Here is an 18,776-nt window from a genome sequence, read left to right on the forward strand (position 1 = left end):
GTTCTCCTCTTCGGCCGTGCGGCGAGTGACGCCGCCGCACGGTGCGGCTCCCCGGTGGTTCCGGGTACCGGGGCGGGCCCGGCGGCGTCGGTGGACTGTCGACAGTTCAGAATCATGCCCCTACCGGACGAGCGGACACCACTCCGGGGGGCCCGGCGAGGGACGTGTTCCGGGCAGGTCCGGCTCGGGCGCGGCTCAATGCGGGTGGTGCGGGCCCTCGTCGGCCGGGTGCGTGCCCTGTTGCGGACGGTCCGGTCGGCCCTGCTGTCCGGCCGTGCGCGCCTGCCAGGCCGGGTCGTCCAGCTGGTAGATGTCGGGGATGCCGTCGCCGTCGAGGTCGCGGTCCTCCTCCTCGCACAGCTCGCGGTAGTGCCGGTTGCGCAGCTTCAGCAGCACGGTGGCGATCAGCGCGCAGAGCAGCGAACCCACCAGGACGGCCGCCTTGGCCCGGTCGGCGAGGGCCGTGTCGTCGGGGAAGGCCAGTTCGCTGATCAGGAGCGAGACCGTGAAGCCGATGCCTGCCAGCACCGAGACGGCGAACATGTCCGCCCACTTGAGCTGCGGGTTCAGTTCGGCGCGGGTGAAGCGGGCGGCCAGGCGGGTGCCGCCGAAGATGCCCACGGTCTTGCCGACCAGCAGGCCGAGCACGATGCCGAGCGGGGCCGCCTGGGTGAACACCTCGCGCAGTGCCGGTCCGGAGATCGTCACCCCGGCGGCGAACAGTGCGAAGACCGGTACGGCGATCCCGGCCGAGATCGGGCGGACCAGGTGCTCGATGTGCTCGCCGGGGGAGGACTTCTCGTCGCCCTCCCGGTGGCAGCGGAGCAGCAGGCCCATCGCGACGCCCGCCACTGTGGCGTGCACGCCGCTCTCGTGCATCAGCGCCCAGATCACGAAGGCGAGCGGCACGAACAGGTACCAGCCGTGGACCCCGCGCCGGTGCAGGAACCAGAACAGCACCAGTCCGGCGAAGGCCAGCCCGAGCGCCCAGAACTTGATGCCGGAGCTGTAGAAGATCGCGATGATCAGGATCGCGATCAGGTCGTCCACCACCGCGAGGGTGAGCAGGAAGGCGCGCAGCGCCGAGGGCAGGTGGCTGCCGACCACGGCGAGCACGCCGAGCGCGAAGGCGATGTCGGTGGCGGTCGGGATGGCCCAGCCGTTCGGATGCCCGCCGGCGCCGGCGTTGGCCACCGCGAACACGATCGCGGGCAGCGCGACCCCGCAGACCGCGGCTATGACGGGGAGGATCGCGGCGCTGGGGCTGCGCAGTTCGCCCGCCACGAACTCGCGCTTGAGCTCGATCCCGGCCACGAAGAAGAAGATCGTCAGCAGTCCGTCCTTCGCCCATGCGTCCAGACTGAGGTCCAGGTGGAGCGGGGTGGAGGGGCCGACGGTGTAGTCCAGGACGGACTGGTAGGCAGCCGGCCAGACATTGGCCCAGATCAGTGCGACGACCGAGGCGAGCAGCAGCAGCACGCCGCCGACGGTCTCGGTGCGCAGCGCGTCCGTGATGTAGGTGCGCTCGGGAAGGGACAGCCTGCCGAGGAGCTGGCGGCGTCGGGTCGTCGGCTCTTGGACGGGCGGCTGGCTGGCCACGCGCGGCCTCCTGGGGGCGGGGACGGTGTACGGAGATGCACCGGTGGTGCATTGCCGACCAGACTTCCCGGCTCGCCCTGTGACGCGAATCTTGATGCGTCGTTGACAGTATAACGGGAACGACAAGGCGAGATCCGGATTGTCATACTTCAGGACTTAAGCCTGGGTGGCCTGTTGTGCACCCGTCCGTACGGCCGATCAGCACCCGAACGGAGTCGGCGGCGTGCAGACGGGTGAACGGCTCTCTATCGTCGATCGCAGGGCCCGGCCGAGGTCGGAGCCCCGGGCCAGGGGCTTTCCCCGGGTCTCTCACCTTCGCGCTGTGGAGGCGCCGCCATGCCCAGACCGCCCCTCTTATCCTTCCGTTCGTATACGTCTTGCGTATCGCACGCGTCTTGTACGTCGCGTACGTCTTGTACGTCGCGTGTATCTCGTACGTCTCGGTCCGGCCGTCGGAGCGCTCTCCGATGAATGCCCCGCCGTACGGCCCGCCCGACCCCGAACTCGACCGCCTGCTCCGCCCGCTGTTCCGCACCGCCGCTCCGGCCGGTGGCGCCGCCGTCGTGGTGATCCGCGGCGACGACCGGACCGTCGCCTGCCGGGGCCACGCCGTCCGCTCCACCGAACGCCCGGTCCGCGCCGACACCCGCTTCGAACTCGGCTCCGTCACCAAGACGTTCACCGGCCTGCTGCTCGCCGAGATGGCCGCCCGCGGCGAGGTCGGCTACGACGATCCGATCGACCGCTACCTGCCCGCCGACGCGGCCCCCGGCTACCCGCAGGAGCGCCCGATCACCCTGCTCCACCTGGCCACCCACACCTCCGGCCTGCCCCGGCTGCCGGACGGGGTGCTGCCCGGGCAGGTCCCGCGCTGGTTCACCCGTCCCTACGCCACCTTCGGACCGGCCCACCTGCTGCGGGCACTGCCCCGGACGGCGGTGCGCGGCACACCGGGCACCCAGGTCCGGTACTCCAACCTCGGCTGCGGACTGCTCGGCCTGCTGCTCGCCAACGCGGCCGGGCAGCGGTACGACGATCTGCTCGCCGCCCGGGTCTGCGGGCCGCTCGGCCTGATGGACACCTCCTGCGGCCCCGGCCGGGAGGAGGACGCCGGATACCGGCGCGGGCGCAGGGTGCCGTCCTTCCGGCTGCCCGCCCTGCCGGCCGCCGCCGCGCTCCGCTCCACGGCGGACGACATGCTCCGCTACCTCCAGGCACATCTCGCGCTGGACGCCGTTCCGCTCCCCGAGCGGGCCGATGCGGCGGCGCTGCGGACGGCGCTGAACGAGGTGCGGCGCCCACGCACCGACGGGCGACGAGGCGGGCCGCGGATCTGCCTGGGGTGGAACCACCGCGCCCTTCCGGCAGGGGTGGCGGAACCGCGGGCGGGCGGAGCGGCCGGGGCGTTCGGGCGGCTCGCGGCCGACCGGAAACCGGTGGGCCCTGTGCCTGCGGCGTCCGATGGGGCGGGGCCGGTCGAGGTCGGCGAGGTGGTCTACCACGTGGGGGCCGCCCGGCGGTCCACCGCCTTCGTCGGATTCAGCCCCCGGGCCCAGGTGGGCCTGGCGGTCCTGGCCGGCGGGCAGCCGTTGCGCAGTCGTGCCCTGGTGCAGAGCGCGCACGAGACCCTGCGCGTCCTGATCGCCGAATTCGGCGAGGACTGACCGCCGGACGTGCTCCGGAGTCGTGGTCCTGAGTCGTGGTCCTGAGTCGTGGTCCGGAGCACGGAGCACGTGGTTCGGAGCCGACGGTGCCCCGGGTGGTAGCAACCGCCCGGGGCACCGTTGTGCCTGCTGCACCGCGCCACGTTCAGGAACGTTCAGGGACGTTCAGAGACGTTCAAGGAGTGGCGCGGAGCAGCGGCGCGAGGTCGGACCTCCGGGATCAGCCCTCGGAGCCGGCCGGCGGGAGCTGGGCCTGGATGAGGTTCATCACGGTGGAGTCGGCCAGCGTGGTGGTGTCACCGATCTCGCGGCCCTCGGCGATGTCGCGCAGCAGACGGCGCATGATCTTGCCGGAGCGGGTCTTCGGCAGTTCGCCGACCACCTTGATCTGCTTCGGCTTGGCGATCGGGCCGAGGGTGCGGCCGACGTGCGCCCGCAGCTCCTCGACCAGCTCCGGGCTGTCGGTGGCGGTGCCGCGCAGGATGACGAAGGCGACGATCGCCTGGCCGGTGGTGGCGTCGGTGGCGCCGACGACCGCCGACTCGGCCACCGAGGGGTGCCCGACGAGGGCCGACTCGACCTCGGTGGTCGAGATGTTGTGGCCGGAGACCAGCATGACGTCGTCGACCCGGCCGAGCAGCCAGATGTCGCCGTCCTCGTCCTTCTTGGCACCGTCGCCGGCGAAGTAGCGGCCCTCGAAGCGCGACCAGTAGGTGTCGATGTAGCGCTGGTCGTCGCCCCAGATGGTGCGCAGCATGGAGGGCCACGGCTCGGTGAGGACGAGGTAGCCGCCGGAGCCGTTGGCGACCTCGGCGCCGTTGTCGTCGACCACGGTGGCCGCGATGCCGGGCAGCGCGCGCTGGGCGGAGCCGGGCTTGGTCTCGGTGACACCGGGCAGCGGGCTGATCATGATGGCGCCGGTCTCGGTCTGCCACCAGGTGTCCACGATCGGGGCCGTGGAGGCGCCGATGTGCTCGCGGTACCAGATCCAGGCCTCGGGGTTGATCGGCTCGCCGACGCTGCCCAGCACCCGCAGGGAGGACAGGTCGAACTTGGCGGGGATGTCGTCGCCCCACTTCATGAAGGTGCGGATCGCGGTGGGCGCCGTGTAGAGGATGGTGACGCCGTACTTCTGCACGATCTCCCAGAACCGGCCCTGGTGGGGGGTGTCGGGGGTGCCCTCGTAGATGACCTGGGTGGCGCCGTTGGAGAGCGGGCCGTAGACGATGTACGAGTGCCCGGTGACCCAGCCGATGTCGGCGGTGCACCAGTAGACGTCGGTCTCCGGCTTGAGGTCGAAGACGGCGTTGTGGGTGTAGCTGGCCTGGGTGAGGTAGCCGCCGGTGGTGTGCAGGATGCCCTTGGGCTTCCCGGTGGTGCCGGAGGTGTAGAGGATGAACAGCGGGTGCTCGGCGTCGTGCGCCTCGGGGGTGTGCTCGGTGGACTGGCGGGCGGTGAGCTCGTGCCACCACACGTCCCGGCCCTCGGTCCACGCGGTGTCCTGGCCGGTGCGGCGCACGACGAGGACGTGCTCGACGCCCTCGGCCTTGGTGAGGGCCTCGTCGATGGCGGGCTTGAGGGCGGAGGGCTTGCCACGCCGGTAGCCGCCGTCGGCGGTGATGACGAGCTTGGCCCGGGCGTCCTGGATGCGGGAGGCGACGGCGTCGGCCGAGAAGCCGCCGAAGACGACGGAGTGCGTGGCGCCGATGCGGGCGCAGGCCAGCATCGAGACGACGGCCTCGGGGATCATCGGCAGGTAGATCGCGACGCGGTCGCCCTTGGTGACGCCGAGTTCGAGCAGGGCGTTGGCGGCCTGGGAGACCTCGTCCTTGAGCTGGGCGTAGGTGATGGAGCGGCCGTCGCCGGGCTCGCCCTCGAAGTGGATCGCGACGCGGTCGCCGTGGCCGGCCTCGACGTGGCGGTCCACGCAGTTGTAGGCGATGTTGAGCTTGCCGTCGGCGAACCACTTCGCGAAGGGCGGGTTGGACCAGTCGAGCGTCTGCGTGGGCTCGACCGCCCAGGTGAGGCGGCGGGCCTGCTCGGCCCAGAAGCCGAGGCGGTCCTCGGAGGCCTGAGCGTACGCAGCCGCGGTGACGTTGGCGGCTGCGGCGAGCTCTGCCGGCGGGGCGAAACGCCGCTCCTCCTTGAGCAGGTTGGCCAGGCTCTCGTTGCTCAACGCGCACTCCTCATGAGTCATGATCGGGGTCGTTTCCCGTGCGTGGGGATTGTCCCGTGTGTCCCAGCGCACAGCTCACCAGGCGAAGAGGTCAGTTGACAAGAGGCTCTGGCTAATTGGTGTAGACCTTTGATCGCTCGTCGAACGGCCGCCCGAGGTCGGAGGCGTCTCGGACGGCTCGAGGAGGTGGGCCCGCGTCCTTGGCCCGCCCGGCTGGACGCGGGCCCGGCTCTCAGGCGGCCAGGCCGGGGCCTCCTCCGTCCCTGGCCGGATCCGCGGCGACGGTACCGGTGGTCGGAACCTGTTCGAATTCATTCACTCGTTCGGGCGTGTCGTGCTCCCCGCGCGGGGTGGACGACAGCGCCGCGGGGGCGGACGTCGGTGCGGCTGGGGCTGCGGCGGCTGCGGGCGTGGGCATGGGCGTGGGCGCGCAGGCGGTGGCGGGCGTCGGCGCCAGTGCCTCGACCGGGCCGAACCGGCCGCTCTCCGGGTCGAGCACATAGGCCTGTGCGGTGGCGAAGTCGAAGTACATGCCGACCAGCCGCAGGGTGCCCTCGGTGACCCGCCGCTCCACGGCCGGGTTGGCCATCAGCTGGTCCAGTTGCTGGACGACATTGGTGACGCAGAGCTGCTCGGTCACATCGACCACCGGGCGGTCGGTGAACTCCGCCGGGATCCGGCGCAGCCGGTCCAGCGAGCCCCGGCCGTTGCGCAGCCAGCGGGCCAGCGGAGTCGGTCGGCCGGGCTGCTCGTGCACCCCGTCCAGCAGGGCCTTCATCGCCCCGCAGCCCGAGTGCCCGCAGACGGTGATCGACCGCACCTCCAGCACCTCGACCGCGTACTGCACCGCCGCCGCCACCGAGTCGTCGGCCGCACCCGGCTCGTGCGGCGCCGGCACCAGATTGCCGACATTGCGCACGGTGAAGAGGTCCCCGGGGCCGCTGTTGGTGATCATGCTGGTGACCATCCGGGAGTCGGCACAGGTCAGGAACAGCTGGGAGGGCGTCTGTCCCTCCCGGGCGAGCCGGGCCAGTTCGGGCCGGACCAGCGGGGCGGTGTGCAGTTGGAACACCCGCACCCCGTCGAGCAGCCGGACGTGCGGGTCCTCCTGCTGTTCGATGCAGTGGTGGCCGACCCAGGGTGTCCACGCGCGGCAGCGGTGCGGGCCGGGGGAGCTGCCGGTGCGGACGGTGCCGTCCGGGTCGAGCACCTCGTCGTCCTGGCGGCGGGTCACCATCGACACCCGTCCGCCGCCCGCCTGGTGACCGGTGCGCCAGCTGTGCAGCGTCTCGTAGGCGGCGTGGTCCAGGAAGGAGCCGTCGTGCACGACGGCGACCTCGGCACCGGCCGGGACACCGGCGAGTGCCCGGCTCAGCCGGGGCACGGCGGCGAAGGTCAGCGGGCCGTGCGTCTCCACGGTGAACGCGCCGTCGGGGCCGGCCAGCACGTCCACGTGCGCGCGGGTCAACCGGTAGAGCGCGAGCAGCACGGCCGTCGCGGCGCCCAGCGCCACACCCGGCAGCACGCCGAACAGCACCACGGAGACCACGGTGACCAGGTAGACCGGGAACTCCCGGTGCCGGTGGACCTTCCGGATGTGCGCGAAGCTCACCATCTGCAGGCCGACGACCAGCACCAGGGCGGCGAGCGCGGCGAGCGGGATCCGGCGCAGCCCGCCGGTGAGGGCCAGCGCGGCCGCCAGTACCCACACTCCGTGCAGCACCGAGGACCAGCGACTGCGGGCCCCGGCGCGGACGTTGGCGGTGCTGCGCACCGCGCCGCCGGCGATCGGCAGTCCGCCGACCAGCCCGCTGACCATGTTGGCCAGCCCCTGGCCGCGCAGCTCGCGGTCGAGGTCCCCGGTGCGGTGCGACATCCGGTCCACCGCGACGGCGGAGAGCAGTGATTCGACACTCGCCACGGCGGTGACGGTCAGCACGGCGGCGAGGACGGCGAGGGGCGGGCCGTGCGGCAGGTCGGGGACGAGGTCGTGCGGCTGCCAGGCGGGCAGGTCGACCCGGGCGAGTCGCAGGTCCAGCGTGACCGCGAGCGCCGTGGCGGCGGCGACGGCGGCCAGCGGGCCGGGGACCTTGGCCAGCCGGGTGCCGAACTCGCCGTACCGGCCGGGGAGTCGGCCCAGCCGGGGCCAGCCGAGCAGTACTACGGCGGTGATCGTGCCGACGGCCAGGGCGGACGGGTGCGGGGCCGCCAGCTGGTTCGGCAGGGCGAGCAGATTGGCCAGGGCCGAGCTCTGCGGGGAGCCGCCGAGGACGACGTGCAACTGCGCGATCGCGATGGCGAGGCCGACACCGGCCAGCATGCCGTGCACGATGGCGGGCGACACGGCCAGCGCGGTCCGGGCCACCCGCCTTACTCCCAGCAGGAGTTGGAGCAGGCCGGCGGCGAGCGTGATGGCGCAGGTCGCCTGCCAGCCGTACTGGGTGATGAGCCCGGCCGTGATCACGGTGAGCGCGGCGGAGGGGCCGCTCACCTGCAGCGGGGTCCCGCCGAACAGTCCGACCACGATGCCGCCGACGGCCGCGGCGGCGAGGCCCGCAGTGAGCGGGGCGCCGGTGGCCAGGGCGATGCCGAGGGAGAACGGCACGGCGATGAGGAAGACCACCAGGGAGGCCGAGAGGTCCTGCGCCCAGGAGGCGCGGGGGCGTCGACCCGGCGGGGCGTGGTCGGTGGTGTCGGAGGCGATGGGTGCGCTGGAGATGTCGAGGGTCATGGGTCTTCCCGTCTGTCCGGGGGAACGAACGCAGTCAGGTCCGGCGGTGAGTCCGGTCATGGGCTCGGTGGAGCGGATCGGCTGTCGTGGGTCGCGACGGTGTGGCGGGATGGTGCGGACGGGCCGGGAGTGCGGGTGTCACCGGCCGGGCCTTGGACCATCGGGGGCTCCGGCGGTCGCTCGGCGGGGCGCTGGGAGGAGCCAGGCCACGGCGAGGAGCACCGGAACGGATGCGGAACATCAAGACTCGGTAAACCGAGGGTAATGAGAGCTTTGCACAGCGTCATCCGGAGCGACAGGCAATATCCGCCTGATTCACCCCATTGGGTGGTGGTCGAACGGATGGGAATCTGCTGGTGGCGGGGCTGCGGCCGCTGCTGCGCCGGTGCTGTGCCAGTGCTGTGGGCGGTGCCCCAGGTCGCGCCGGGGCGGACGTACGAGGGCCGCGGCCCCGTTCTGGGACCGCGGCCCTGGTCGCTGCGGTGGTGCCGCGCCGTGGTGCTCCGCGTCGGCGCTGCGCGGTGCCGCTCCGGTCAGACGGCCGCGCCGGCCGCCGCGGGCTCGTCGCCGAGCACGAAGTCCGGGTCGACCTGGGTGGCGAGGTCGATGCCGACCTTGGCGTTCGCCCAGCTCTCGGCGTTGCGCAAGTGGAAGAGGACGGCCTGCTCGGTATAGCGGCGCGGGTCCCGCAGGTCGTACGCGGCGTCCGCCGCCGTCCTCAGCTCGTCCAGCACCGCGCGGTTGGCGGCTTCGAGGGCGCGCAGCGGCGGCTGCGCGCCCTGCTCCAGCCGACGCACCCAGTCGGAGTGCCCGAAGGAGGTCAGCAGGTCCTCGCCGACCTCCCGGCGGAGGAAGTCCAGGTCGTCCTGGCTCTGCACCTTGTTGCCGACCACCCGCAGCCGGACGTCGAAGTCCTGCGCGTAGTCGCGGTACTGGCGGTACACCGAGACGCCCTTGCGGGTGGGCTCGGCCACCAGGAAGGTGAGGTCGAAGCGGGTGAACAGGCCCGAGGCGAAGGAGTCGGAGCCGGCGGTCATGTCGGTCACCACGTACTCGTCCCGGCTGTCGACCAGGTGGTTCAGCAGCAGCTCGACCGCGCCGACCTTGGAGTGGTAGCAGGCGACGCCGAGGTCCTCCTCGGTGAACGCGCCGGTCGCCAGGAGCCGCACCGAGCCCTCGTCGAGCGCGATCGGGCGGGCGCAGGCCGCGTAGACCGGGTTCTCCTCGACGATCCGGAGCAGCCGCGAACCGCGCCCCGGCGGAGTGGTCTTGATCATTTCCTCGGCGGAGCGGATCAGCGGGTTGCCGCCGCGCAGGTACTCCTTGATGCCGGGCAGGTGGGCCCCGAGCGAGGGCAGGGCGGCGGACTGGTCGTCCGTCAGCCCGAGGGCCGGGCCGAGGTGCTGGTTGATGTCGGCGTCGACGGCGAGGACCGGGCGGCCCGCGGCGGCCAGGTGGCGGATGAACAGTGCGGACAGCGTGGTCTTGCCGCTGCCACCCTTGCCGACGAAGGCGATCTTCATCTTGGGACTCCGGCTCTCGCTCCAGGACCCGCCGCGTCCGCGGTCCGCGCCGCGACGAGGTCGACGATCTCCCGAGTTGGAAATCGTTATCGTCTTCGACAGTCATGCTATCCGGGGTTTCGGGCCGTTTGCGGGAGGGAAGTGAGGATTGCCTCGAACGGGTGATGCGTGGTTGCTGTTCCGGCAGGGGCGTCCGGTTCATTACTCTCGGGTAGGTGAGCACTGGAACAGATCCCCTCGCCCCGCTGGCCCAGCTCCCCGGGGTGCCCGACTCGGTGGCCGAGGTGCGCAAGGCCGTCGACCGCCTCTACGGCCACCGGGTGATGCGCCGCCGCGCGGCCGAGGTCACCTCCGAGTCGGCCCTGCGCGGCGCCCGCGCCTCCGCGGCGCTGGCGGGCTCGGACTGGCCGCTGGAGGAGGTCCGCCGTCGCAGCGACTTCGGCGCCGACCCCGAGACCCGGACGGTGGGCGCCTCCCTGCGGATCGCCGCCGAGGCGGGGCAGCTGCTGAGCATCTGGCGGCACTCGCCGCTCCAGGTGCTGGCCCGGCTGCACCTGCTGGCGGTCGGTGACGCCGACCCCGTGGCGGGCCGGCCGAGGCAGGCCGGGGAGGGCGTCGAGGACCTGTTCCCGCTGGAGCTGAAGCCGGCCGAAGGGGTCGCGGCGGACGTGGCCCCGGCCGCCGCGACGACCGCTCCGGCCGGGCTCGTGCCGGCCCTGCCGGCGGCGCCCGGCCCGGAGGAGGTCGCCGCCCGGCTGGACCAGCTGTCCCGGCTGCTGGTGGCCCGCGCCGAGGGCCAGGGTGTCGGGACACCGGCCCTGGTGGTCTCCTCGGTCGTGCACGGCGAGCTGCTGGCGCTGCGGCCGTTCGGCTCGTACAACGGCCTGATCGCCCGCGCCGCCGCGCGGATCGTGCTGATCGCGGAGGGCCTCGACCCGAAGTCGATCTGCCCGGCCGAGGTGGGGCTCGTGGAGCTGGGGACGGACGCCTACCGGCGGGCCCTGGCCGGCTACCTGGCGGGGACGCCGGAGGGGCTGGCGGCCTGGATCGGCCACTGCGGGCGGGCGCTGCGGCTCGGGGTCCGGGAGAGCACGGCGGTCTGCGAGGCGATGCAGCGCGGCATGGTCTGAGCGGGCGGGGTGCGGGCTGGCCCCCGGTCGGTGCGCGGACGAGTCGCGGGCGGGCCCAGGGGTGGGGCGGGCTCCGGACGGGCGCCGGGCACAAGGATGCGGCGGCACCTGTTACCGGGTGCCGCCGCTGGCACAGATGCCGGGTGACCATGCATGCACCGGAAAGTGCCGATCAGACGGGGATCCTGCCCGTTCGTCTGGTGCGGCGGCCCGACAGCGGGTCGGCTGCATGTGGGTGCTCGGTTATCTGTGCACACGGTCCGTGGGGCCTGAACTGCGTTGTCGGTTTGACCTCTTAGGTCCTGACCGGGTCTCGCGGGCCGTGATTCCTTTGTATCGCGTTTCGGGCGAAAGGGGAACCCGAAATGAGAAGTCTTCGACTTTTGCCCGTTTTGTCCAAGGTGTGCCGGGTCGACGCCGCCTCGGTCGGGGCCCCGACCGGTCAGGTCGAGGGACGGTGCCGCCGACGGGTCGCGTACCAGACGGCGCCGGCCGTCAGCACCGCCGCGCCGACCGCCACCGCCGTCAGCACCGAGCGGCTCGGCGCCGAGAACTCCGGGAGCCGTCGCCGGAGTTCCACCGGCCGGTCGAAGACCAGCACCGGCCACTCCCGCGCCAGCGCCTCCTTGCGCAGCGCCCGGTCGGGGTTGACCGCCGACGGGTGGCCGACGGCCTCCAGCAGGGGCAGGTCCGTCGACGAGTCGCTGTAGGCGTAGCACTCGGCCAGGTCGTAGCCCTCGACCTCGGCCAACTCCCGGATGGCGGCAGCCTTGTTCTCGGCGTAGGCGTAGTACTCGATCTCGCCGGTGTAGCAGCCGTCCTCGATCTGCAGCCGGGTGGCGATCACGTGGTCCGCGCCGAGCAGCGCGCCGATCGGCTCGACCACCTCGGAGCCGGAGCTGCTGACGATGACCACGTCCCGGCCGGCCGCGTGGTGCTGCTCGATGAGCGAGGCGGCCTCGTCGTAGATGATCGGATCGATCAGGTTGTGCAGGGTCTCGGCGACGATCTCGCGGACCTGCTGCACGTTCCAGCCCCGGGTCAGTGCGGAGAGGTACTGCCGCATCTTCTCCATCTGGTCGTGGTCCGCGCCGCCCACCAGAAAGACGAACTGGGCGTACGCACTTCGCAGGACGGCCCGACGGTTGATCAGGCCGCCCTGGTAGAACGGACGGCTGAACGCCAGGGCGCTCGACTTGGCGATGATCGTCTTGTCCAGGTCGAAGAAGGCGGCGGTCCGCGGGCCGGCCGGGCGCGGGCGCGCGGCCGCCGGACGGGTCGCGGACGGGCCGGAGCCGGTCGTTCCTGGCTGCGCGCCGGTCACGGCCGTCCCGTCGGACCCGGGGGCCCCATCGGTTCCGGCGGCGGCTGCGGCTGCTGCGGCGGTGGAGTCCGGGGACTCGTCGGCGTACTCGTCGGCGTTCTCGGTGGTGTCCACGGGAACCGAGGATAGAGGGCTCCGCAAAACTGCCCGCCATTCGGCGTACTCGTGGGCGTGCGGGTTTGTGTTTCTGGCCGCTCGGGTACACCATGGAAGTCACGGATCGTTCGCGACCGTGCTAACCCGGTCCGGCTCCTCCCCCCCGAGTCGGGCCGTGGATAGACGACCCCCGCTCTCCCCCCCGGCGGGGGTCGTCGCACGTCCGGAGCCATTTTCGGGGCTTGGACGGCCGGCCCGGCGGATCCGCCGGTTGATCCGGGCGATCTCTACAGGGGGTGTCGGTCCGCCCGACTGTCTCGACGTTTTCGTCACTCTCCGTAGAGCTTTGGTCATGTCCGGCTCCGGAGCCACCGCCCCTGGAATGAGGCTCGGACCTGCTCCGGGGAGCGCCTGGTGCGTGCGTCGCTATCCCGCTCCGCCAGGTATGGCGGTTCATCTCCGTGAGCCCGATTAGTCAATTCTTTGTCCAATAGCCCCCCGTCCGGGTGAACGTTTTCCTCCACAGCCCCCGAGTTGTCCACAGGGAATCGGAACCCGGAGGACGGAATCGGGATCACCGTCCAACGTGATGCCCGGCAGCGGTTGCCGGGTCCGATCCCAGGGGCCCTCGGCCGACTGCCGGACCTTTCGTAGGTGTGCCCGGCCGCCGTGCGCGGCCGGGCACCGGGACAGGGGAGCCGCCATGTCGAAGCCCATCACCGACCACGCCGCCACCGGCGGGCCCGAGCCCGCCCGGCCGCTCGTTCTCACCGGGAACGACGCCCTGGCCGAGCACCTGCTGCGGATCTGTGCGGCGGCCGGCACCGACCCGAGGCTGATCCGGGGCGCGCCGCCGCGCGAGCTCTGGGAGGAGGCCTCGCTGGTCCTGGTCGGCGACGACCGGGCCGGGCACTGCGCCGCGATGCCCCGCAGACCGGGGGTGCTCCTGCTCGGGCTGGACCTCGACGACGCGGGCGTCTGGGTCAGGGCCGTCCAACTCGGCGCGGAGCACGTGCTGTTCCTGCCGGACGCGGAGACCTGGCTGCTCGACCGGATCGCCGACGCCGTCGAGGGCGTCGGCCCGCCCGCCCGCACCGTCGCCGTCCTCGGCGGCCGGGGCGGTGCGGGCGCCTCCACCCTGGCCTGCGCGCTCGCGGTCACCGCCGCGCGCCGGGGCCTGCGCACCGTCCTCGTCGACGGCGACCCGCTCGGCGGCGGGCTCGACATCCTGCTCGGCGGCGAGACGGCGGCGGGCCTGCGCTGGCCGGACCTCGCCGGTTCCCGGGGCCGGGTCAGCGGTCCCGAGCTGGCCCGGGCGCTGCCCGCACTCAAGCGGCTCGGCACGCTGGCCTGTCTGTCCTGGGACCGCGGCGACACCCCGGCGGTGCCGCCCGAGGCCATGCGCAGCGTCCTCGCCGCCGCGCGCCGGGGCGGCGGCCTGGTGGTGGTCGACGTGCCCCGGCGGTTGGACCCGGCGGCCGGGCAGGCGCTGGAGCAGTCCGACACGGCGCTGCTGGTGGTGCCGGCCGAGCTGAGGGCGGTGGCGGCCGCCGACCGGGTGGCCTCGTCCGTGCGGATGCGGCTCGACGACGTGCGGGTGGTGGTGCGCCCGCCGGGGCCGTTCGGGCTCCCCGCGCACCGGATCGCCCGGGGGCTGCGGATGCAGCTCGCCGGGGTGCTGGATCCGGAGCCGGGCCTGGCCGTCGACCTCGAACAGGGGGTGCCGCCCGGCCTCCGCGAGGGCGGGCCGCTCGCCAGGTTCTGCGGGGCCTTCCTCGACGAGGTGCTGCCGACGGTGCCGGCGGTCGAGGGGGGTGTGTACTGATGGTGCGGCTGCGGAGGGTGGGCGGTGCCGGGGATCCCGGCACCGGTCGGCCGGGCGCCGACGGGGCCGGTGGAGCGGCGCCGTCGGGCGGGTACCGGTCGGCGCACGGAGGTGACGGGCCGGGCGAGCGGCGGGTGCTGCGGGGCCTGCCCGGCCCCGGGAGCGGCCCGGCGGCGCGGCCGGGGCCGGAACCGAACCCCTACGGGCGGACGGCGCGGGAGGAGCGCGCCGCCGCGCTGGTGGACGCCGTCCGCCTGCGGTTGGCCGAGTCCGGGGCCGTGCCGACCGCCGGTTCGGTGGCGACCGCCCTGCGGGCCGCCCGGCCACCGCTCGGTGGTGACGACGTCCTCGACACCGTGCGCTCGCTGTGTGCCGAACTGGTGGGTGCGGGCCCGCTGGAGCGGCTGCTGGCGGCGCCCGATGTCACGGACGTCCTGGTCAACGGGCCGGACGAGATCTGGTTCGACCGGGGCGGCGGCCTGCGCCGGGCCACCGGCGTCCGGTTCGCCGACGCCGAGGCGGTGCGGCGGCTGGCCCACCGCCTCGCCACGGCGGCCGGGCGGCGGCTCGACGACGCGCGGCCCTGGGTGGACGCCCGGCTGCCGGACGGCACGCGACTGCACGCCGTCCTGCCGCCGATCGCCGCCGGGTGCACCCACATCTCACTGCGGGTGTGCCGCTCCCGGCCCTTCACCGTCGACGAGTTGGTGGCGGGCGGGGCACTCCCGCCGGGCGGCGGCGAGCTGCTGGCCGCCGTTGTGCGGGCCCGGCTCTCGCTGCTGGTGAGCGGGGGGACCGGCACCGGGAAGACCACGCTCCTCGCGGCGTTGCTCGGCCTGGTCGGTCCGGAGGAGCGGATCGTCGTCGCCGAGGACTCCGCCGAACTCCTTCCCGACCACCCGCACGTGGTGCGGCTCCAGGCCAGGCCGCCCAATCAGGAGGGGCTGGGCGAGCTGACCCTGCGGGACCTCGTCCGCCAGGCGCTGCGGATGCGCCCCGACCGGCTGGTGATCGGTGAGGTGCGCGGGGCCGAGGTGGCCGACCTGCTGGCCGCCCTCAACACCGGCCACGAGGGCGGCACCGGGACGGTCCACGCCAACACGGCGGCGGACGTACCGGTCCGACTGGAGGCGCTCGGCTCGCTGGCCGGGATGGACCGGCCGGCCCTGCACAGCCAACTCCGGGCGGCCCTCGACCTGGTGGTGCACCTGGTGCGGGAACCGGGCACCGGGAGGCGCCGGGTGGCCGAGATCCACACCCTGGGCGGCGACCGGCAAGGGCTGGCCGTCACCACGCCCGCCGTGACGTTCACGGCGGACGGCGGCACGGTGGCGGGGCCCGGCTGGTCCCGGCTCGGCCGGCTGCTCGCCGCCCGTGGGGTCGTCCTCGCGGCCGGGCCGCCGTGACGGCGGGCCCGGTGGAGGGGGTGTTCCTGCTGATGCTGTGCGGCTGCGCGGTGGGTGCGCTGCTGCTCCTCGGGCCGGGGAGCGGGTGGAGGGGCCGACGGAGGACGGGTGGTGGTCGCGGTCGGTGTCGCGGTCGGCCTGTCGGCCGGTGTGGTGCTCGGTGTGGTGGTCGGGACGAGGAGGGAGGCAAAGGCCTTGGAACTGTACGGGGTTGTGCTGGGGTGCTGGCTGGTGCTGGCCGTTGTCGCGGTGGCGGGGTGGTGCCGGCTGCAGGGGCAGTTGGCGGGTGCTCGTCGGGCTGGTGCGGTGCTGACCGGGGCCGCGGGCGGCTCCGGCGGGAGTGGGAGCGGGGGCGGCGCCGAGGGCGAGGGCGAGGGCCGTGGGGGGGCGCGACCGGTGGCAGCGGTCGTGCGGTGGTCGGGCGGTCCCTGGCGGGCTGTTCGGCGGGCGCCGGAACTGCTGCTCGTTCCGGGTGGGTTGGCGGTGGGGTGGGCGACGGCGTCGCCCGTCCCGGTGCTGGCGGCGCTCCCTGCCGTCCTGCCGGCACGCAGGTGGCGGTCGCGCCGCGCCGCGGCGGCCGAGGCGCGGTACCGGTCGGCCGCCGTGGTGGAGCTGTGCGCCGGACTGGCGGGTGAGTTGCGCGGCGGGGCGACACCCGAGCAGGCGCTCCACCTGGTGACCACGAGGATCGCGGCCGACCGGTCGGTGCTGGAGCGGATCGGTGCCGAGCCGGTCGCCCGGCTCGCCGCCGGCCGGTACGGCGCGGACGTGCCCGCGGCGTTCCGGCTGCTCGCCGAACGGCCGGGCGGGAGCGGGGCGGCGGCGGTGGCCGCCTGCTGGGAGGTCGCCTCCGCCGGTGGTTCGGGTCTGGCGGCCGGGCTGGACGGGGTGGCCGAGGCGCTGCGCGTCGAGCGGGCGCTGGCGGAGGAGATCGCCGCCGAACTCGCGGCGCCGCGCACCACCATCGCGGTCCTGGCGGCCCTGCCGCTGGCGGGGCTGCTGCTCGGCGCGGCACTCGGCGCCCGGCCGCTGGAGGTGCTGCTCCACACGCCCGCCGGGCTGGCCTCCCTGGCGGTGGGCGCGGCCATGGAGGGGCTGGGCCTGGTCTGGACGGCCCGCATCGTCCAAGCGGCCGCCGACGGTGCTCTGGGGGCCGCCCCGGGCGATGAGCCCGGCCATGAGTCGGGCCGGGCACTGGGTCGGGCGTCGGGCTGGAGCGGCGTCGACGGGCCCGAGGAGTGGCGCTGCGGGATCACCCGCACCCGGGCCCGCACCGGGCGCCACTCCGCGCGGCCGAGCGGGGCGTTCCGGCGGGAGGTACTGCCGTGGTGACCCGGGTGGTGGGCCGGGCGTGCGTGGTGGCGCCGGGCCCCGTGACGGCCCGAGAGGGCGGCCGCAGCGGTGGGCGCGCAGGAGGGAGTCGAGTGGGAGGAGGGAGACGGATGGAGTGGGTGGCCGAGGGCGCGGCGCCGTTGGTGTGTGTTGTGGCGGTGCTGGCGGGAGCGACGGCCGGAGCCCGGGCCCGGCGCCGGTGGTGTGCGCGTCGGAGGGCGGCTGCCCTGCTGGGTGACGAGGAGCGGTCGCGCCGAGGGCGCGCCGGCGGGAGGACGCTGCGGCGCCGGCCGACGGCACGGGGGAGTCCGGCCCTGCCGGGGTGGGTCCGGCGGGCGGCGACGGCGCTGGGCGCCGGGTTCGGAGCGGCGGTCTTCCTCGGCGGCACGGCGGGTCTGGTGACGGGCGGACTGCTGGCGGCCGGGTTGCACCGGTGGCTGCCCCGGGCGAAGTCACCGGCGGAGCGGCGGGCCGAACTTGACGAGGCACGACTGCTGCGGCAGTTGCCGCTCACCGCCGAACTTCTGGCGGCCTGCCTCGGTTCGGCCGCCTCGCCGGCAGCGGCCGTCGCGGCGGTGGGCGGGAGCGTCGGTGCCCCGATGGGGCCCCGGCTGCTGTCCACGGCGAACGAACTCGCCCTGGGAGCACCCCCGGAGCTCTGCTGGCACCGGCTCGGGGAGGAGCACCCGCCGCTGGCGCCGCTGGCCCGGTGCCTGGTCCGGACGAGCCTGAGCGGAGCCCCGGCGGCAACGGCGCTCGCCGGGCTGGCGAGCGGCCAACGGGCCGAGGCCGTCCGGGCGGCGCACGCCCGGGTCCGGCGGGCGGGAGTGCTCGCGACAGCCCCGCTCGGGCTGTGCTTCCTCCCGGCGTTCGTCCTGATCGGTGTCGCCCCGGTGGTGGTGGGGCTCACCACGCGTTTCTCACAGTCGATGTGACGCATCGACCGTGTGCCGGACGGTCTGTCGATCGGTCGGCGCGGCCGCCCGTGCGGCGCTCTCTTGTCGGATTCGAAGCAAGGAGGAAACTCATGGACCTGGCGATCGGTCCTGTGGTCGTGGCGGGCGCGGGGAGGAAGACGGCGGGCGTTGGCCCGGGCATGGGGCGCCAGCCCGGGAGGCCGGTGGTCCGGAACCGGCACTCGGCCCGGATCGTGGTCCGGCTCATGGTCCGGCGTGCGGTTCGGCGTCGGGGCCGGATCGGGCTCGGCGGTCCGGACGCGGGAATGACCACGTCGGAGTACGCGGTCGGCACGCTCGGGGCGTGCGCCGTGGCGGCCGCGCTCTACAAGGTGGCGACCAGTGCGGCGGTGATGGACGCGCTGCACGCCGCCCTGGACCGGGCGCTCCATGCGACCTGACCCGTCGTCGGGGCCGCCCCTGGAGCCCAGGCCGCCCAGGCCGTCCAGGCCGCCGAGGTGGACGAGGTGGACGAGGGGGCGACGGCGCGGCGACGCCGGGTTCGTCACCGCCGAGACCGCCGTCGCGCTGCCGGCGCTGGTGCTGCTGGCCGCGCTGCTGGTCTGGGCCGTCCTCGCGGCAGCCGCCCAACTCCGCTGTGTCGACGCGGCACGAGTGGGAGCCAGGGCGGCCGCGCGTGGGGAGGCCGACGCCGCCGGGGTGGCGCGGGCGGCCGCGCCACCCGGGGCGGCGGTCCTGGTCGACCTGGCGCCCGACACCGTCCGGGTCACCGTGGACGCGCCGTACGGGGCGCCGGGGCGGTTCGCGGAGGTGCTCGCGGTGCGGGTGAGTGCCACGGCGGTCGCGGCCAGGGAGGACACCCTGCGAGGAGCGGAGGGAGGTGGTGGTCCGTGGCCGGGGTGAGGGCTCGTGGGCGGCGGTCGGACACCGGCTCGGCGACGGTCTGGCTGCTGGCGGGTGTACTGCTCGGCTGTGTGGCGTTCACCGCCGCGCTCTCATTGGGCGTGGTGGTCGGGGCCCGCCACCGCGCGGAGTCCGCCGCGGACCTGGCCG

13 protein-coding genes are annotated in these 18,776 nt (G+C 74.2%); 8 read left to right on the forward strand and 5 right to left on the reverse strand.

Annotation, left to right across the window (positions count from 1 at the left end; all coding sequences use genetic code 11):
- Positions 1-195: 195 nt before the first annotated feature.
- Positions 196-1,599: a Na+/H+ antiporter NhaA gene (nhaA, locus tag VR45_RS12570; protein WP_078896461.1), complete on the reverse strand. Its 1,404-nt coding sequence runs from the start codon at positions 1,597-1,599 to the stop codon at positions 196-198.
- Positions 1,600-2,066: 467 nt separating this feature from the next.
- Between nhaA and VR45_RS12575 the strand changes: the two genes are divergently transcribed.
- Complete coding sequence (locus VR45_RS12575) at positions 2,067-3,263, forward strand: serine hydrolase domain-containing protein (protein WP_045939792.1); 1,197 nt, start codon at positions 2,067-2,069, stop codon at positions 3,261-3,263.
- Positions 3,264-3,483: 220 nt separating this feature from the next.
- On the opposite strand, the gene acs is transcribed toward VR45_RS12575, so the two are convergent.
- The 3 genes from acs to VR45_RS12590 all read right to left on the reverse strand — a co-directional run bounded on the left by acs (position 3,484) and on the right by VR45_RS12590 (position 9,693).
- The gene (gene acs, locus VR45_RS12580; RefSeq protein WP_199925937.1) at positions 3,484-5,460 is read right to left on the reverse strand and encodes an acetate--CoA ligase; all 1,977 of its coding nucleotides are present in this window, start codon (positions 5,458-5,460) and stop codon (positions 3,484-3,486) included.
- Positions 5,461-5,671: 211 nt separating this feature from the next.
- Positions 5,672-8,170, reverse strand: a complete 2,499-nt coding sequence (locus tag VR45_RS12585) for a SulP family inorganic anion transporter (RefSeq protein ID WP_078896462.1) — start codon at positions 8,168-8,170, stop codon at positions 5,672-5,674.
- A 533-nt stretch (positions 8,171-8,703) separates the two neighbouring features.
- A complete protein-coding gene (locus tag VR45_RS12590; RefSeq protein ID WP_045939794.1) occupies positions 8,704-9,693 on the reverse strand; it encodes an ATP-binding protein in 990 nt (329 codons plus the stop codon).
- A gap of 215 nt (positions 9,694-9,908) precedes the next feature.
- On the opposite strand from VR45_RS12590, the gene VR45_RS12595 reads away from it, so the two are divergent.
- Positions 9,909-10,823, forward strand: a complete 915-nt coding sequence (locus VR45_RS12595; protein ID WP_045939795.1) for a hypothetical protein — start codon at positions 9,909-9,911, stop codon at positions 10,821-10,823.
- Positions 10,824-11,265: 442 nt separating this feature from the next.
- On the opposite strand, the gene VR45_RS12600 is transcribed toward VR45_RS12595, so the two are convergent.
- On the reverse strand, positions 11,266-12,042 hold the full coding sequence (locus tag VR45_RS12600) for an HAD-IB family hydrolase (RefSeq protein ID WP_045939801.1): 777 nt from the start codon (positions 12,040-12,042) through the stop codon (positions 11,266-11,268).
- Between the two features lie 904 nt (positions 12,043-12,946).
- Here VR45_RS12600 and ssd point away from each other — a divergent pair.
- From ssd to VR45_RS46880, 6 genes are all read left to right on the forward strand, one after another.
- Positions 12,947-14,068, forward strand: coding sequence for a septum site-determining protein Ssd (gene ssd / locus VR45_RS12605; RefSeq protein ID WP_045939796.1), 1,122 nt, complete (start codon positions 12,947-12,949; stop codon positions 14,066-14,068).
- On the forward strand, positions 14,068-15,474 hold the full coding sequence (locus VR45_RS12610; protein WP_078896464.1) for a TadA family conjugal transfer-associated ATPase: 1,407 nt from the start codon (positions 14,068-14,070) through the stop codon (positions 15,472-15,474). Before ssd ends, VR45_RS12610 begins: the two co-directional genes overlap by 1 nt.
- 108 nt (positions 15,475-15,582) lie before the next feature.
- Positions 15,583-16,806 carry a hypothetical protein gene (locus VR45_RS12615; RefSeq protein WP_199925938.1) on the forward strand — a complete coding sequence of 408 codons (1,224 nt, stop codon included), beginning with the start codon at positions 15,583-15,585 and terminating at the stop codon, positions 16,804-16,806.
- A 110-nt stretch (positions 16,807-16,916) separates the two neighbouring features.
- Positions 16,917-17,741 (forward strand): type II secretion system F family protein, encoded by an 825-nt coding sequence (locus tag VR45_RS12620; protein WP_045939797.1) that lies wholly within the window; start codon positions 16,917-16,919, stop codon positions 17,739-17,741.
- Between the two features lie 227 nt (positions 17,742-17,968).
- Positions 17,969-18,163 carry a DUF4244 domain-containing protein gene (locus tag VR45_RS12625; RefSeq protein WP_045939804.1) on the forward strand — a complete coding sequence of 65 codons (195 nt, stop codon included), beginning with the start codon at positions 17,969-17,971 and terminating at the stop codon, positions 18,161-18,163.
- On the forward strand, positions 18,153-18,626 hold the full coding sequence (locus tag VR45_RS46880; protein ID WP_159394197.1) for a TadE family type IV pilus minor pilin: 474 nt from the start codon (positions 18,153-18,155) through the stop codon (positions 18,624-18,626). The genes VR45_RS12625 and VR45_RS46880 overlap by 11 nt, the downstream gene beginning before the upstream one ends.
- Positions 18,627-18,776 lie beyond the last annotated feature (150 nt).

This window comes from Streptomyces sp. NRRL S-495, assembly GCF_000966955.1.
Classification (GTDB): domain Bacteria; phylum Actinomycetota; class Actinomycetes; order Streptomycetales; family Streptomycetaceae; genus Kitasatospora; species Kitasatospora purpeofusca.

Coding starts and splice junctions, on each gene's coding strand:
- VR45_RS12575 (WP_045939792.1), top strand. CDS start 2,067: ATGAATGCCCCGCCGTACGGCCCGCCCGACCCCGAACTCGACCGCCTG.
- acs (WP_199925937.1), bottom strand. CDS start 5,460: ATGACTCATGAGGAGTGCGCGTTGAGCAACGAGAGCCTGGCCAACCTG.
- VR45_RS12585 (WP_078896462.1), bottom strand. CDS start 8,170: ATGACCCTCGACATCTCCAGCGCACCCATCGCCTCCGACACCACCGAC.
- VR45_RS12590 (WP_045939794.1), bottom strand. CDS start 9,693: ATGAAGATCGCCTTCGTCGGCAAGGGTGGCAGCGGCAAGACCACGCTG.
- ssd (WP_045939796.1), top strand. CDS start 12,947: ATGTCGAAGCCCATCACCGACCACGCCGCCACCGGCGGGCCCGAGCCC.
- VR45_RS12610 (WP_078896464.1), top strand. CDS start 14,068: ATGGTGCGGCTGCGGAGGGTGGGCGGTGCCGGGGATCCCGGCACCGGT.
- VR45_RS12620 (WP_045939797.1), top strand. CDS start 16,917: ATGGAGTGGGTGGCCGAGGGCGCGGCGCCGTTGGTGTGTGTTGTGGCG.
- VR45_RS12625 (WP_045939804.1), top strand. CDS start 17,969: ATGGTCCGGCGTGCGGTTCGGCGTCGGGGCCGGATCGGGCTCGGCGGT.
- VR45_RS46880 (WP_159394197.1), top strand. CDS start 18,153: ATGCGACCTGACCCGTCGTCGGGGCCGCCCCTGGAGCCCAGGCCGCCC.